This window comes from Anaeromyxobacter diazotrophicus (assembly GCF_013340205.1).
Taxonomy (GTDB): domain Bacteria; phylum Myxococcota; class Myxococcia; order Myxococcales; family Anaeromyxobacteraceae; genus Anaeromyxobacter_A; species Anaeromyxobacter_A diazotrophicus.
The window spans coordinates 324,628-339,034 of sequence record NZ_BJTG01000003.1 but is presented as its reverse complement, the minus strand read 5'-3'; the positions used below and the strand labels follow the sequence as shown (position 1 = coordinate 339,034).

13 protein-coding genes are annotated in these 14,407 nt (G+C 77.0%); 7 read left to right on the top strand and 6 right to left on the bottom strand.

Annotated features, from left to right (window positions below; genetic code table 11):
• Positions 1–69: 69 nt before the first annotated feature.
• Positions 70–480 (bottom strand): hypothetical protein, encoded by a 411-nt coding sequence (locus HWY08_RS07510; protein WP_176064232.1) that lies wholly within the window; start codon positions 478–480, stop codon positions 70–72.
• Entirely contained in the window at positions 477–1,121 is a 645-nt protein-coding gene (gene trmB, locus HWY08_RS07505) for a tRNA (guanine(46)-N(7))-methyltransferase TrmB (protein WP_176064231.1), read from the bottom strand. Before trmB ends, HWY08_RS07510 begins: the two co-directional genes overlap by 4 nt.
• A 31-nt stretch (positions 1,122–1,152) precedes the next feature.
• Between trmB and HWY08_RS07500 the strand changes: the two genes are divergently transcribed.
• The 4 genes from HWY08_RS07500 to HWY08_RS07485 all read left to right on the top strand — a co-directional run bounded on the left by HWY08_RS07500 (position 1,153) and on the right by HWY08_RS07485 (position 6,453).
• Complete coding sequence (locus tag HWY08_RS07500; RefSeq protein ID WP_176064230.1) at positions 1,153–2,748, top strand: hypothetical protein; 1,596 nt, start codon at positions 1,153–1,155, stop codon at positions 2,746–2,748.
• Entirely contained in the window at positions 2,745–3,422 is a 678-nt protein-coding gene (locus HWY08_RS07495; protein ID WP_176064229.1) for an ABC transporter ATP-binding protein, read from the top strand. The genes HWY08_RS07500 and HWY08_RS07495 overlap by 4 nt, the downstream gene beginning before the upstream one ends.
• Positions 3,419–4,705 carry an FtsX-like permease family protein gene (locus tag HWY08_RS07490; RefSeq protein WP_176064228.1) on the top strand — a complete coding sequence of 429 codons (1,287 nt, stop codon included), beginning with the start codon at positions 3,419–3,421 and terminating at the stop codon, positions 4,703–4,705. The genes HWY08_RS07495 and HWY08_RS07490 overlap by 4 nt, the downstream gene beginning before the upstream one ends.
• Positions 4,706–5,214: 509 nt before the next feature.
• A complete protein-coding gene (locus tag HWY08_RS07485) occupies positions 5,215–6,453 on the top strand; it encodes an HNH endonuclease (protein ID WP_176064227.1) in 1,239 nt (412 codons plus the stop codon).
• Positions 6,454–6,699: 246 nt separating this feature from the next.
• On the opposite strand, the gene HWY08_RS07480 is transcribed toward HWY08_RS07485, so the two are convergent.
• The 3 genes from HWY08_RS07480 to HWY08_RS07470 all read right to left on the bottom strand — a co-directional run bounded on the left by HWY08_RS07480 (position 6,700) and on the right by HWY08_RS07470 (position 10,622).
• A complete protein-coding gene (locus tag HWY08_RS07480) occupies positions 6,700–6,963 on the bottom strand; it encodes a c-type cytochrome (RefSeq protein ID WP_176064226.1) in 264 nt (87 codons plus the stop codon).
• A gap of 201 nt (positions 6,964–7,164) precedes the next feature.
• Positions 7,165–8,970, bottom strand: coding sequence for a lytic transglycosylase domain-containing protein (locus tag HWY08_RS07475; RefSeq protein ID WP_176064225.1), 1,806 nt, complete (start codon positions 8,968–8,970; stop codon positions 7,165–7,167).
• A 134-nt stretch (positions 8,971–9,104) separates the two neighbouring features.
• Positions 9,105–10,622 (bottom strand): cytochrome c family protein, encoded by a 1,518-nt coding sequence (locus HWY08_RS07470; protein ID WP_176064224.1) that lies wholly within the window; start codon positions 10,620–10,622, stop codon positions 9,105–9,107.
• Here HWY08_RS07470 and dusB point away from each other — a divergent pair.
• From dusB to HWY08_RS07455, 3 genes are read left to right on the top strand one after another with little or no spacing between them, the layout of a single operon-like run.
• Positions 10,621–11,766, top strand: coding sequence for a tRNA dihydrouridine synthase DusB (gene dusB / locus HWY08_RS07465; protein ID WP_235969511.1), 1,146 nt, complete (start codon positions 10,621–10,623; stop codon positions 11,764–11,766). The genes HWY08_RS07470 and dusB overlap by 2 nt on opposite strands.
• Positions 11,766–12,146, top strand: coding sequence for a helix-turn-helix domain-containing protein (locus tag HWY08_RS07460; protein ID WP_176064223.1), 381 nt, complete (start codon positions 11,766–11,768; stop codon positions 12,144–12,146). The genes dusB and HWY08_RS07460 overlap by 1 nt, the downstream gene beginning before the upstream one ends.
• Positions 12,143–12,973, top strand: a complete 831-nt coding sequence (locus HWY08_RS07455) for a ZIP family metal transporter (protein WP_176064222.1) — start codon at positions 12,143–12,145, stop codon at positions 12,971–12,973. Before HWY08_RS07460 ends, HWY08_RS07455 begins: the two co-directional genes overlap by 4 nt.
• Before the next feature lie 25 nt (positions 12,974–12,998).
• Here HWY08_RS07455 and HWY08_RS07450 read toward each other — a convergent pair whose 3' ends face one another.
• The gene (locus HWY08_RS07450) at positions 12,999–14,387 is read right to left on the bottom strand and encodes a glutamate--cysteine ligase (protein ID WP_235969510.1); all 1,389 of its coding nucleotides are present in this window, start codon (positions 14,385–14,387) and stop codon (positions 12,999–13,001) included.
• Positions 14,388–14,407 lie beyond the last annotated feature (20 nt).

Here is a 14,407-nt window from a genome sequence, read left to right as displayed (position 1 = left end):
TGGGCAGGGCCTCGAAAGAAGGGAGCTTTCTTAACACCCGGGCCCGCTCCGGTCCACCGCCCTCGCGCGCTACGAGGGCGGCGGGAGCCGCACCTTCCAGCCCCGCTCGCGCACGAGCTCCACCTCGCGCGCCGGGCCGCCCTCCTCCCGGACCTCGAGCAGCGCGCGATCGCGCGACTCGCGCCGGACGACCACCTCGGCCACCCGCCGCGAGGCGCGCGCCGCGTCCCCGAGGAGCAGGTCGCGGCCGCTCGGCGGGACGACCCCCGGCGCGTGCGCCGCCGCCTCGCGGGCGCGCGCGTCGAGCCACGCCTGCGTGTCGCCGGAGAGGAGCGCCCAGGCGCGGTCGCCGTCGCGGTCCGCCACCGCCCGGACGAAGGCGCGGTAGGCGGCCTCGGGCGAGCCCTCGCGCTGCGCGCAGGCCGCGGCGGCGAGGAGGGCCCCGGCGAGGAGCGGGGCGAGGCGGAGGCGGGCCGTCATGGCGCTCCAGTATGCCGCGGCGCGGGCGCGCCGGCCGCGGGCTTTCGCAGGCGCAGCCGCCAGACCGGGTGCCCCGTGGCGAGGTAGCGCTTCTCGCGGGTGGAGGGGATCTCGCCCTCCGGCCGGTCCGAGAAGCCGCCGGGGCCCGCCTCGTTCTCGAAGCCGATCGCCTCGAGGCGCTCCACCGCCTCCAGCGCGTACCGCTCCACGTCGGTGCGGAAGTCGCACAGCCCGCCCGGCGCGAGCAGGCCGAAGAGGAGCTGGGACATCCCGTCGTCCACCAGCCGCCGCCGGTGGTGGCGCCGCTTCCACCACGGGTCGGGGAAGTGGACGTGCACGGCGGCGAGCGACCCGGCGCGGAACAGCCGCGGCGCCAGGAGCCGGCCGTCGCCGGTGATGACGACCAGGTTGGCGTGGCCGCGCTGCGCCGCCCGGTCGCGCAGCTCGTCGGCGAACTTGCGCCGCTGCTCGATGGCGACGAGCGCCCGGTCTGGCTGCGCGCGGGCGAAGCCGAGCGCGAACCCCCCGTGCCCCGAGCCGATCTCGAGCTCGAGCCGGTCCGCGCGCTCCCCCAGGAGCGCGCGCCAGTCGGGCAGGAGATCGAGGGCGAGGGCGCCGTCGTCGGCGGCCGAGAAGATCATGGGCGCGCTTTATACATGGTAGAGATCCCGCATGCGCAACCGTCCGGCGCTGGCGGCCCTGCTCCTCCTGGCCGCCAGCGGCTGCGGCCGCTGCGGCGGGCCCGCGGCGGCCCCGCCGGAGCGGCTCCTCCCGGCCGACGTCCCGCTGGTGGTGGTGGTGCCGCGGCTGCGCGCCGCCCAGGAGCAGGCGGTCGCCCTGCTCCGGACGGTCCTCACCTTCCCTGCCGCGGCCGACCTCGCCGACGCCCTCGCCGCCGCCAAGGCGCAGCTCGGGCTCGACCCCCTCGACCCGCTGGCGCTGGCGGCGGCCGGGCTCGACCCGGAGCGCGGGCTCGCCGCCGCGCGCACCGCGACCGGGGAGCTCGTGCTCGTCCTGCCCGTCGCCGACGCGGCGAAGCTCGCGGACACCGTCGGGCGCCTCGCCCAGGACCGGCTCGGCGCCGGCCGGCGCGAGCCGACCCGCGCGGGCGGGTTCGAGGTGACGGCCTTCCGGGCCGCCGGCCAGCCGGTGGCGCTGGCGCTGCTCGTGGCGGGCGGCCACGCGCTCCTCGCCGCCGGGCCCGGCGCGCCGGACCGCCTGGCGGCGCTGGCCGCCGCGGCCAGGTCCGCCCCGCTCGAGCGCAGCGCCCCCTTCGCCCGGGCGCGCGCCGCGCTCGGCGGAGAGCGGACGGCGCTGCTCTTCGCGCCGCCCGGCTCGCCCGCCGTGGCGCGCTGGCCCGCGCTGCGCGAGGGCGCGGCGGCCGCCCTGTCCGCGGCGGCGACCCGGCTCCAGGTGGACGCGGTGCTCCTGCTCGGCCAGGAGCGGCGCCAGCTCTGGGGCGCCGCGCTCGCGCCGCCTTCCGGCGCCGCCGCCGTCGAGCTGCCGGGTCGGCCGCCCGACGCGTTCCTCGCCGGGCGGCTCGCCGGCGACCCCGCCCCGCTCCTGCGCCGCGCGCTCTGGGCGGCGCCGGGCGTCCAGGCCGCGCTCGCGCGCGCCGGCCTCGACCCCGAGCGCGACCTCCTCGGCCTGCTCGCCCCCGGCGCGACGGCGGCGCTGGCGCTGGCGCCCACCTTCGACGTGGCGGCGGTCTCGCGCGGGGCGGAGGGCGCCGTGACGGGCGATCCGTTCCGCCTCGCCCACCTCACGGCGGCGCTGGCGGTGCAGGACGAGGCGCGGGCCCGGGCGGCGCTCGCGCGCCTGGCCGCGGCCGCCCCGGCGCTCGGGTTCACCGCCGCGGCGCGCGGCCCCGGCGGCGCCGGCTGGCGCTTCGCGCGCGGGCCGCTCGCCCTCGACGTCGCCCTGGACGGGCGGCGGCTCCTCGTCGCGGGCGGCCCGGGCCGGCTCGAGCAGCTCCTCGGCGGCGGCGCCCGCGGGGACGCGGCTCCGACGGCCGACGCCCGCCGCGCCCTCGCCCCCGGCGCGAGCGGCGCGGTGATCGACTTCGGCCAGCTCGTCGCCGCCTTCCGCGCCCTGCCCGCCGCCGCGTACGGCTCCGGGCCGGACGCCTTCGTGATGCGCTCGCTGGCGGACCGCCTCGTCGATCCCGCCGCGCGGCTCCTCGCCGCCTCGGCGCGGGCCGAGGTGACGGCGGAGGCCGCCCGGCTCGAGCTGGTGGTCGAGGCGCGGCCGCCGGAGGCGGCGCCGTGATCCGCGTCCGCGGCCTGGTCAAGCGCTTCCAGGACGGTCCGGCCTCGCTGACGGTGCTCGACGGCCTGGACCTCGACGTCGCGCCGGGCGAGCTGGTGGCGCTGCAGGGCGCCTCCGGCTCGGGGAAGTCCACCCTGCTCCACATCGTGGGCGCGCTCGACGCCGCGTTCGAGGGCGAGGCGCGGGTCGCGGGCGAGGAGCTGCGCGCGCTCACCCCCGCCGGGCGGGCGCGCTTCCGCAACGCCACCGTGGGGTTCGTCTTCCAGGCCTTCAACCTCCTGCCCGGGCTCTCCGCGCTGGAGAACGTCTGCCTGCCAGCCTGGTTCCGGCCAGCCGGACCGGCCCCGGCGCCGCGCGCGCTCGCCGCCGCCGGGCGGGCGGCGCTGGCGCGCGTGGGCCTGGCGGAGAAGGCGGAGCAGCGCCCGGCGCGGCTCTCGGGCGGCGAGCGGCAGCGGGTGGCGGTGGCGCGCGCGCTCTTCGCCGGGCCCCGCCTGCTCCTCGCCGACGAGCCGACCGGCAACCTCGACGCCGTGACCGGCGCCGGGGTCATCGCCCTCTTCCGCGCGCTCGCCGCCGAGGGGCTCACCGTGCTGGTCGCGACGCACGAGGAGCGCGTCACGGCCGCGGCCGATCGCGCGCTGCTCCTGGAGCGCGGGAGGCTCCGGCCGGCATGAGGCTGCGCGGGCTCCTCCACCTGGCGCGCCAGGACCTCGCCGCCGACCGGCGCGGGGCGCTGCTCAACGGCGGCGCCGTCGCGGTCGGCGCGGCGGCGCTGGTCTTCTTCCTCGCGCTCGGGGCGGGCGTGACGCAGGCCGCCCGGCGGGTCTTCCCGAGCGACGCGCGCCTGGTCGAGGTGGTGCCGCCGGCGGTCTCGCTCTCCGGCGTGCTCGGCGGGGGGCGGCTCGACGACGCGACGCTGGCGCGGCTCCGCGCGCTCCCGGGCGTGGCCGACGCCTGGCCCAAGCTCGCGCTGCGGGTCCCGCTCGCGGCCACCCGCGCGCCGGAGGGGCTGGCGGTGAACTGGCCGCCCTCGCTCGTGATCCAGATCCCGGCGCTGGGCGTGCCGCGCGGGCTCGTCGCCCAGGACCTGCCGCCCGGCGCACCCTTCGACGACCCGGGGCCGGGCGGCGCCATCCCGGTGGTCCTCTCGCGCCGGCTGATCGAGGTCTACAACCGCACCATCGCGCCCGCCTGGAACGTGCGGCGGCTCCCGGCCGGCCCGGCGCTCGTCGGCCTGCAGCTCCCGGTGCGGGTGGGCTTCTCGATGGTGCCGCAGAAGACCGAGGATCGCGTCTACGACGGGCGGCTCCTGCTGGCCGGCCTCTCCGACCGCGTGCCGCTCTACGCCGCCGCGCTGCCCCTCGAGGCGGTGCGCCGCCTGCACCGCGAGTACGGCAAGCCCGACCAGGGCTACACCGCGGTGACGCTCCTCGCCGCCGCCCCGCAGGACGTGCCGGGGGTGGCGCGGGCGGTGCGGCGCATGGGCCTGGCGGTGGACGAGGGGGAGCGCGCCTCCGCCGAGCGGGTCGGCGCGGCGGTGGCGCTCGCGACCGGCGGCCTGGCGTTCCTCGCGCTCGTGCTCTGCGCCCTGGCGGCGCTCGCCATCGCGCAGTCGCTCTTCGCGAGCGTCCGGGCGCGGGCGAAGGACCTCGCCGTGCTGCTCGCGGTGGGGGCGCGGCCGGGCGACGTCCGCGCGCTCTTGGTGGCGGAGGCCGGCCTGGTGGGCTTCGCCGGCGGCGTGCTGGGCGCGCTCGCGGCCCGCCTCCTCGCGCTCGCCGCCGACGCGGCGCTGGCCCGGGCCCTGCCGGACTTCCCGTTCCGCCCCGACACCCTCTTCGCGTTCGCGCCCTGGATGTCCCTCGCCGGCGTGGCGGTGGCGACGCTCGCCGCCGCGCTGGGCGCCCTCGCCCCCGCCGCCGCCGCCGCCCGCATCGAGCCGGCGCGGGCGCTGAGCTGAAGGGCGGGGCCTGCTCCCCTCGCCCCGCGCAGCGGCTCAGCTCCCTCACATCTTCAAGAGGGCATGCGGCCCAGCAGGGTGGAGCGGCATGCGCCGGCCGGCGGATTTGGGCTGAGACGGGGCGCGGCAGGTGGGCGGGCGGTGCCGCGCTGGCGGGCGCCGCTGTGGGTCGGGCGTCGCACGCGAGGCGGTGGCGCGCGTACGAGGCGATGCCGCGTGCCCGGCTTACGATGGTTCTCCGAGGGTGAACGATGTTTCGCCCGCTGCACACGCCCCGACTGTGAGTGCGATTCGTGCTTGACCGCTTTCACGGCAGAGAGCGCTCGCGCCCTGACGCCTCTTCAGAACCGCCCGCCACTGCGCCGTGCCCTGGGCGTGCGGGGGCGCTCGGCGCTGCCGAAGGAGAGCTCGGCGGAGCACCTGCGAAAACGCGCAGGCACAGCGGCCAGGGGCCTTCCCGGACGCCCGAAAACTGCGTGTTACCGTCGGACACGCACTGGGAGGTCTCCATGACCGACGCCGTTCCCGCCTGCCTCGACACCGCCGCGCTCTCGCTTCGCCTGGCCGAGCTGGCCGGACATGAGCGCCACACGCAGGTCGAGTTCCTCCTCTACCTCGACGTCTTCGACCAGCGCCGGGCCTGGGCTGAGGCCGGGTATCCGTCTCTCTGGGAGTGGTGCGTCCGCGCCCTCCACCTCAGCGAGGGCGCCGCGGGCCGGCGCATCAACGCCATGCGCGTGCTGCGCCGGCTCCCGGGGCTCGCGGAGCCGCTGCGCGACGGGCGGCTCTCGCTGTCCACCGCGGCAGTGCTCGGACCTGTGCTCACCGAGGCGAACTGGGAGAATCTCGTCCAGCGAGCCGCGTACAAGACCAAGGTGGAGACCGAGCAGCTCGTCGCGTCGCTGCAGCCGCGGCTGGCTCCGCGGGAGGGGCTGCGGCGGCTGCCGAGGGCGGAACAGGCGCCCGTTGCGCTCTCGAAGCCGATCGAAGCGGGGTGCCTCGAGCTCGACCGCGGCGGGGGACGAGCCCCCGCCCTACAGCCCGGGGAGATCCCGGTGGATGACCTGAGTCTCGAATCGACCGTGGCGCAGGCGCGCCCGCCGCAGCTTCAGGCGCCGCGGCCTGCGTGCCGCGCCAAGCTCGAGCCCGTCGACGCCCAGACTTACTCGCTGCGGGTCACCGTCGACGCCGAGCTGAAGAAGGACCTCGACCAGCTGAAGACGCTCCTCGCCCACAAGGTCCGGAACGGCGAGCTCGGCGCACTTCTTCGCGAAGCGGTGAAGTGCGCGATCGAAAAGCACGGCAAGCGCCGCGGCGCGGTTGAGCCCTCGCGCCAGCGGAAGAGCCCCGAGCCGGCGGAGAAGGCGCCTGTGCCCGTTCCAGGCACGCGCGAGCCCATCCCGGCCGCGGTGCGTCGGGAGGTCTGGAAGAGGGACGGCGGGCGCTGCGCCTGGTGCTCACCCGATGGCCGCCGCTGCGGGAGTACCTGGATGCTGGAGCTCGACCACATCGAGCCCGTGGCGCTCGGCGGTCGCAGCACCGCCGGGAACCTGAGACTGGTTTGCCGCAATCACAATTCCCTGCACGCGGAGCACGTCTTCGGGCGGGAGCACATGGAGCAGTTCCGGAAGGATGCGGACCGGAGCGCTCCAGCTATCGCTGGCGGAAGCACTTCTGGGGCTTGCGGCGAGCGCGCGCAGACCGCTGGCTCGACGTCGACGCCGGGCCGGCACGGCACCGGATCGTGAGCCGATCTCGCGGACGGCGCCGCGTACGCGGAGGTTACGCCTCGCCGGCGCCGCTCGCCGGACGGTGCCCTGGTACATCGAAGCGGCGACCGCAGAACGGCCACGCACCTCTCGGCTGGCTGCGACGCGCCGAGGGGGAGACTTGTGCCCAATCATGAGGCGCCGGCGGGGAGAGGGAACCGGAGCCCATGCAAAAAAGGGCCGCGGGTTGCCCCGCGGCCCTTCCATGCAGCGTCTCGCGCGACCTTACTTCTTCAGGCCGGCCACGTACGCGGCGACGGCGTCGGCGTCGTCGACCTTGACCGGCTTCATCTTGCCCTTGCCCTCGGTGATCGCCTTCTTCACCTGATCGGCCGGCATGCCCGCGATGGCGTTGGGAGCCATCTTGGCGCCCTCGCCGGCGGCGCCGTGGCAGGCCTTGCACTTCGAGGCGTACAGCGCGGCCCCGTCGGCGGCGAGGGCGGTGGTGGCGAACGCGACGGCGAAGAGGGCAGTGACGATGCGCTTCATGGTGGACCCTTTCTCTTGAGAAGGTGACCTCACCGCCCAGACGCGGGGCGAGCGCGGTCTATTCAGTCGAGCCGCTACGAAAGCCAGGGGGGTGGCTCGACCGGTCGCCGTTCGTACTACATTCCCCACGACCGGTCCAGACGCCCGTAGCAGGGCGTACCGCGGGTCCGGCGCAGCGCGGCATGACTGCGGGTGAGCGGTCTACCCCGCCGCGGCGGCGCGGATGGGGGCCGCCTCGGCGGACCGGCTCGGGCGCGCCGGCGGGTACACCACCAGCGCGCGCCCCGCCTGCAGCTTGAAGCTGCGCGGGTTGCGGATGCCGTTCCAGCGGCAGAGCTCCTCCACCGCCACGCCGAACCGGCGCGCCAGGCTCCAGAGCGTGTCGCCCGAGCGCACCTGCACCGTCGCGCGCTGGCGGCCGGCCGAGCCGGCGTCCGCCTGCCGCGCCGAGGTGCCGGCGGCCGCCACGACCTTGCGGCCCGCGGTGCGCCGCGCCCGCGGCTCCGCCGCCTGCGAGGCGCGCTCGGCCGACGCGAACGCCACGCCCTGGTTGCGGGCGAGCGCGTTGAGCGGGATGACGAGCTCGGTCCCGGCCTTCACGTGCCGCGCGGGCCGCAGCCCGTTGACGCGCGCGATGGCGACCTCGTCGACGCGGTACGTCCTCGCGATCGCCCGGAGCGACTCGCCGCGGCCGACGCGGTGCTGGGCGAAGGCCAGCTTGCCCACGGTCTCGGAGACGCCCGGCCAGTTCCTGGCGAACGCCTCCTTCTGGCCGCGCGGGAGCTTGAGCGTGTACGCGCGCGGCGGGGTGCAGGTGCGGCGCAGCTCGGGGTTGAGCTCGAGCAGCGCCTTCTCCGGCAGCTCCGCCGCTTGCGCCACCGCCGCCAGCGGCGTGGCGGTGGGGATCGACACCTCGTCGTAGTCCTGCCACGCCTCGGCCTCGATCTCCTCCTTCGAGAAGCCGAACGCCTCGTGGTGCTTGGTGACGATGGCCGCGGCCATGAGCTTCGGCACGTAGCCCTTCGTCTCCGCCTTGAGCACGCGGCCGCGCGTCATGGACCAGAAGTCGGTCTGCCCCTTCGCGCGCGCCTTGAAGATCTTGCCGACCCCGGCGTTGTAGCCGGCCCACGCCAGGCGCCAGTCGCCGGTCTGCTTGTACAGCTCCTTCAGGTACTTCGCGGCGGCGCGGGCGGCCTTCTCCGGGTCGCGCCGCTCGTCCACCCAGAAGTCCTGCTTGAGCCCCATGCGCTTGCCGGTGGCGGGGATGAACTGCCACGGCCCCACCGCCTTGGCGCGGCTGGTGGCGAGGTTGCCGAAGCCGCTCTCGATCATGGCGAGGAACACGGTGTCCTCGGGCAGCCCCTCGTCGCGCAGGATCTTCCGGAACGCCGGGATGTACCGGTACGACCGCCCGAGCCACTTCACGAAGTGCTTGCGGACGAGCGGCGCCTGGAAGAACCGGACGTAGGCGAGGACCTGCTCGTTCACCTCGATCGGGATGTCGTACTCGGCCTGGAGGTGCCGCAGGTCGTGGTCGATCTCGGGCAGCCCGGCGATGCGCCCGTTCGACTCGGGCCCGGCGCCGCTCTCGCGGCCGAAGGCCTCGCGCAGGCGCTGCCGCAGCGGCGACTCGAGCCCGAGCCGCGCCGCGGCGCGCGCGGCGGCGTCCTCGGGCGGCACCTGCTCGGAGACGCGCGCCTTCTCCTCGGCCGCGCGCACCTGCTCGAGCTCGGCGGACTCGGCCTGGACCTCCTGGTCGATGACCGGCTCGTCCGGGGCGGAGGCGTCAGCCTCGTCGGCCGGGTCCTCGTCTCCGGCCGGCTTCGCCGCGGCGACCTCCGGCTGGGCCACGGCGGCGGCGAGGGCGGGCCCGGGCGAGGGCGGAAGCGCGGCGGCGGATCCGGTGCCGTCGGTCGGCCCCGTCGCGGGCAGGCTCTCGGCGGCGAGGGCTGCGCCGCCCGCGAGGGCGACGAGCGCGCAAAACACCAGCGGCTTCATTCGGATCATGCGCTTCCTTGGCTGCGTATCGAGGCCTCGGCCAGCCAGTGGCCTCGTTGGGGATCATGGTACCGGCAAGGGCAGCCGAAGGGAAATCACCCGTCAGGTCGCCTGCCTGCTCGCGTCGCACCCTGTCCCACGGATCAGGGAGGCCCATCTCGGCCGCGGAGCCCGTCCCCGTGCCCGGCGCCGATCACGCCCTGGAGGTAGCTCCGCAGCTCGAACCTCGTCGAGTGCTCGGGTGTGTGGCAACCCCGGCAGACCGCCTCACCCGGACGCCGCACCAGGTGCCCGGGCGGATCCAGCGCGTGGAGGCTGGCCGGCCCGTGGCACGCCTCGCACTGCACGTCGCGCCGGCCCTCGACCGCGGCGATGTCGCACGCGCCCCCGGGCTCCCGCCAGCCCGTGACGTGGCACCCCACGCAGGCGAGGTCGTGCTCCCGGCCCACCCGCACCAGCGTCGCCCAGGCGCGCGCGTGGCGCGTGGTCTCCCACTGCGCGACCGCCTCCGGGTGGCACCCCTTGCACGAGGAGACCGCGCCGCGCGGCGCCTCGTCGGTGCCGACGTAGGCCGCCGCCCCGGCCGCGGGCGCCGGGCACGGCCGCGGCGCGGCGCGGGCCCGGGCGAGGTTCTGGCGCGCCACCTCGGCGTGGTGCCGGTCGAGGATCGCGCGGACGCGGGGATCCTGCGGCAGGCGCTCGCCGAGCGCGACGAAGCTCACCACCAGCGAGGGGCGATCGCGCGGGGGCTCCGGGACGGGGCGCGCCCGCACCTCCCGCGCGCGCGCCGCGAGCTCGGCCAGCTTCCCGTCGAGGGCGCGGGCCAGCTCGGCCGCGCCGGAGGCGAGGGCGCCCGCCCGGCGGCGGGCGTAGTCGGCGGTCCGGAGCTCGAGCAGCTCGAGCTCCTCGTCGCGAGCGGCCGCGTCCGGCAGCGCGGTGAAGCCCCGGGCGAGGTCGCCGCGCAGGTAGAGGTCGACGCGCGCCAGCGACTGCCCCCGCCCCTGCACCTGCACCACCGGCACCGGACCCTCGAGCGCCGCGCGGTTCACGTCGTCCTCGAGGACCTCGCCGCGGTGGGAGGCGAGGAGCAGCGCGAGCCCCTCGCGCCGGGCCTCCTCCGCCCGCGCCGCGGCGGCGCGCGTGCCGCCCTCGTGGACGAGGCCGATCCGCACCGGCGCCGCCGGCACCGCGCCGGGTGGGCCGAGCGCGACGAGCGGCCGGCCGCCGGCGCGGAGCGTGAACCGGTCGCCCGCGGGCAGCGCCAGCCCGCGGAGGAAGGCGGGCCCGAGGACCAGGTCGCGCTCGCCCGGCGCGAACGCGTCGAGGCGCATCGCGGCCAGCGCGCGGGCCGCCGTCCGGGCGGCGAGCTCCTGCTGGACGGCGAGGTCGCCCGCGGGCCGCCCCTCGAAGAGCAGGTCGCCGCCGGCGACGAAGAAGACCGGCTGCCCCTCCGCCCGGATGCGCGCGAGGGCGGCCGCCATGCGGGCGAGCCCGCCCCGCTGGTCCTGGCTGCAGCCGCACGGCTCCAGGGTGCCGAACAGATCGGCGGTGTAGACGAGGGTGACGTGATCGGGGTACGCACGCGCGGCGGCGCCGGCCGGGCCCGGGGCCGCCAGCCACAGGAGCGCCACCGCCGCCCACCTCGCGCCGAGCTTGCGCATGCTCTCGCGACGGCTTAACACGAACCGGCCCGGGGTGCGGCGCGCCCGCGAGCTGCCGCCGCCCCAGGCGGACGGGCGCGAGAGGAACCACGTGCACATCGGCCCCCACCGCTTCGCCGGGCGATTCTTCCTGGCGCCGCTCGCCGGCGTCTCCGACCGGCCGTTCCGCAAGATCTGCCGCGACATGGGGGCGGCCTTCGCCTACACCGAGATGGTCTCGGCGCACGGGCTCCTCCACGAGACGCGCCAGACGCTCTCCTACCTCGACCGCGACCCGGAGGAGGTCCCGTTCGCCGTGCAGATCTTCGCCGCCGAGCCGGACGCGCTCGCCCGCGGCGCCGAGGCGGCGGTCCGCCACGGCGCAGGGCTCGTCGACATCAACATGGCCTGCCCGGTGAAGAAGGTCTGCGGCACGGGCGCCGGCGCGTCGCTCGCCCGCGACCCCGCCGCGGTGGAGGCGGCCGTCCGCGCGGTGCGCGAGGCGGGCGGGGTGCCGGTCTCGGTCAAGATCCGCGCCGGCTGGGACGACGCGAACCTCAACTGCGTCGAGGTGGCGCGCGCGGCCGAGGCCGGCGGCGCGAGCGCCGTGGCGCTCCACGGCCGCACCCGCGCCCAGGGCTACGCCGGCCAGGCGCGCTGGGAGTTCGTGGCGGCGGTGAAGCGGGCCGTCTCCATCCCGGTGCTGGGGTCGGGCGACGTGTGGACCGCCGCGGACGCGTTGCGCATGCGCGCCGAGACCGGCTGCGACGCGGTGCTGGTGGCGCGCGGCGCCTGCGGGAACCCCTGGATCTTCAGCGAGCTCCGGGCCGCCGAGCGCGGCGAGGCGCCGCCGCCCCCGCCCACCCGCGGCGCGTGGGCGGAGGTGGTGCTGCGCCACGTGGCGCTCCAGATCGAGCACCGCCGCCGGCAGCTCCCGGCGGAGGCGGCCGACGCCGCGGAGCGCCACGCGCTGCGCGAGCTCCGCAAGCACCTCCTCTGGTACACGCGCGGCCGGCGCGGCGGCCTGCACTTCCGGCGCGACGCCGACCGGCTCGAGACCGCGGACGACGTGCGGCGCCTCATCGACCTCCACTTCCCCGACGACGGCGAGGCGTTCGCGCCCGCGGCGGCCGCCGAGGGCGCGGCCGGCGAGGAGCTCCACTAGTGCGGGCGCTCCTCCTCCCGGACGCGCCGGCGGCGCTCGAGCGCGCCTGCGCCGCCGCCGGCGCCGAGGTGACGCGCGCCGCCTCCCCGGCCGAGGGGCTCGCGCTCCTGACGCGGGCGGCCTTCGATCTGGTGGACGGGCGACTCGCGCAGCCGCTCCCGCTCGAGTGGGAGATCCGCCGGCGGGTCGACGTCTTCTACGCGCAGCTGCAGGGGCACCGCGCCACCGGCCTCTACCAGGCGGTGCTGCGCGAGGTGGAGCGGCCGCTGCTCGCCGCCGCGCTGGCGCGCGCCGCCGGCGTGCGCGCCGACGCGGCGCGGGTGCTCGGCATCGACCGCGGCACGCTCGCCCGCCGCCTCCGCGCCCTGAGGCTCCGATGACACAGCCGGTGCTGCTCGCCTTCTACGCCGGGGCGATCCTGGTGGCGGCGCTGGCCGGCGGGGCGCTGCCGCTCCTCGGCAACGCCCGGCGCAACGACGCGTTCCTCTCCTTCTCCGCCGGCGTCATGCTGGGCGCCGCCTTCTTCCACATGCTGCCGGAGGCGGTGGAGAGCGCCGGGATGGCGTCGGTCCCGTTCGTGCTGCTCGGGTTCCTGTTCCTGTTCCTGCTCGAGCGCTTCGTGCTGGTGCACGTGTGCGCCGAGCCCGGGCCGGCCGCCCTCGAGGTGCTGGCGAGCGAGGCCGCCGCGCCGCCGCCGCACCCTCACCCGCACGTCCACGGCCACGGCGAGCCGTGCGAGGGGACCGGCTGCGCCGTGCACACGGTCGGCCTGGCCGCCTTCGTCGGGCTGTCCCTGCACACCATGATCGACGGCTTCGCGCTGGGCGCGGCCTCCACCGAGCGCGCGCTCGGCTTCCTGGTGTTCCTCGCCATCCTGGCGCACAAGGTGCCGTCGTCGTTCTCGCTCTCCGCCATCCTCCGCGCCGAGGGGTACTCCCGGCGCCGGGCGCTGGCGATGAACGCCGCCTTCTCGCTCACCGTGCCGCTCGGGGCCGCGCTCTACCTCGCGCTGCGCGATCTGCTCCACACCGAGCGCTTCACGGCCTTCGCGCTCGCCGCGAGCTCGGGCACCTTCCTCCACCTCGCGCTCTCGGACATCCTCCCCGACCTGCACCGGCGCGGCGAGTCCAAGCTGAAGCTCTCCGCCGCGCTGCTCACGGGCGTGGTGCTCATGTGGGCGCTGCGGTTCGTGACCCACGAGCACTGAGCGCGCGGCGCGCCGGCCCCGGCGGTCACGCCACGCGGAGGTGCGCCGCCAGCGCGCGAGCGCCGCCGCCCGCGAAAGCGGCCAGCGCGTCGTCCGCCGGCGAGCGGCCGGACGCGGCGCGCGCCCGCAGGGGGTCGAGGAAGACGCGCTCGTCCTGCCCCTGCTGCCCGCAGCACTTCTGGCGGCACAGGCCGGCCGCGGAGAGCTCGACCAGCTCGCCCGCCAGCCGCGCCAGCGTCCGCCCGTCGGGCAGGCGCGCCTCGAGCCCCTCGCGACCGGCCGCGAGGGTCAGCGAGCGGCGCTCGTCGAGGGAGAGGCCGCTCACCAGCGCGAACGCGTCGGCGCGCGCGGTCCGGTCGTAGAGGAGGCCCTTCCAGAAGGCGGTGAGGCCCTTCGTCATGGCGGCGTCGCAGGCGTCGGCGCCGCGCACCTCCACCACCCCCTTCACCCGCACCTCGGGGAAGAGCGTGCTGAGGTGATCCTCCCAGTCGGCGAGGGTGGGGCGCGTGCCGTGCAGGCCGCCCGCCAGGAAGGCGCGGAAGGTCTGGCCGCCCGGGTCGAGGTAGCGGCCGTCGCGCCTGAGGAAGATCATCGGGACGTCGAGCGCCCACTCCACGTACCGCCGGTAGGGGTCCTCCAGGAAGCCCGGCTCGAACGCGAACGGGAGCAGCCCGGAGCGGGCGCGGTCCACGTCCTCCCACACCGCCGCCCGGAAGCTCTTCCAGCCGCACGGCGCCCCGTCGACGAAGGGCGCGTTCGCGTAGAGCGCCACCACCGCCGGCTGGACCGCCAGCGCCACGCGCAGCTTCTCGGCCATGTCGCGCTCGGAGCCGAAGTCGTAGGAGGCCTGCACCGAGGCGGTCATGGCCATCATGTCCTCGCCGCGGCGGCCCCGCGCCGCGAGGAACGGCCGCATGACGAGGTAGCGCGACTTCGGCATCCACGGCGCGGTGGCGGGCGTGCCCCAGGGCCGGTACCCCACCGCCAGCAGCTCGATCCCGAGCTCCTCGCCCAGCACCCGGCACTTGGCGAGATGGCGGTCGAGCTCGGCCGCGACCACGTGGACGTCCTGGAAGGGCCGCCCCGACAGCTCGAGCTGGCCGCCCGGCTCGATGGAGATGGTGAGCCCGTCCTTCTGGGCGGCGATGACGTGCCCCTCGTCCTCGACCGGCGCGTAGTCGTACCGCTCGAACCCGCGCAGGAGGGCGGCGATCCCGCGGGGGCCGTCGTAGGGCACCGGGTCGAGCGTGCCGGCCACGAGGCCGACCTTCTCCTGCTCGAGGCCCACCTTCCACTCGGAGGCCGGCCGCTCGCGGTCGCGGAACCAGCTCGTGAGATCGCCTACACCGCGCACCAGGGGGCTGTCGGAGATGCGCGGGTCGAGCGACATGGCGGCCTTGTATCGCCGCGTCACGCCCGGCGCCATACGGGCGG

Coding starts and splice junctions, on each gene's coding strand:
- HWY08_RS07500 (WP_176064230.1), top strand. CDS start 1,153: ATGCGCAACCGTCCGGCGCTGGCGGCCCTGCTCCTCCTGGCCGCCAGC.
- HWY08_RS07470 (WP_176064224.1), bottom strand. CDS start 10,622: ATGCGCAAGCTCGGCGCGAGGTGGGCGGCGGTGGCGCTCCTGTGGCTG.
- HWY08_RS07490 (WP_176064228.1), top strand. CDS start 3,419: ATGAGGCTGCGCGGGCTCCTCCACCTGGCGCGCCAGGACCTCGCCGCC.
- HWY08_RS07475 (WP_176064225.1), bottom strand. CDS start 8,970: ATGATCCGAATGAAGCCGCTGGTGTTTTGCGCGCTCGTCGCCCTCGCG.
- HWY08_RS07455 (WP_176064222.1), top strand. CDS start 12,143: ATGACACAGCCGGTGCTGCTCGCCTTCTACGCCGGGGCGATCCTGGTG.
- HWY08_RS07510 (WP_176064232.1), bottom strand. CDS start 480: ATGACGGCCCGCCTCCGCCTCGCCCCGCTCCTCGCCGGGGCCCTCCTC.
- dusB (WP_235969511.1), top strand. CDS start 10,621: ATGCTCTCGCGACGGCTTAACACGAACCGGCCCGGGGTGCGGCGCGCC.
- HWY08_RS07485 (WP_176064227.1), top strand. CDS start 5,215: ATGACCGACGCCGTTCCCGCCTGCCTCGACACCGCCGCGCTCTCGCTT.
- HWY08_RS07480 (WP_176064226.1), bottom strand. CDS start 6,963: ATGAAGCGCATCGTCACTGCCCTCTTCGCCGTCGCGTTCGCCACCACC.
- trmB (WP_176064231.1), bottom strand. CDS start 1,121: ATGATCTTCTCGGCCGCCGACGACGGCGCCCTCGCCCTCGATCTCCTG.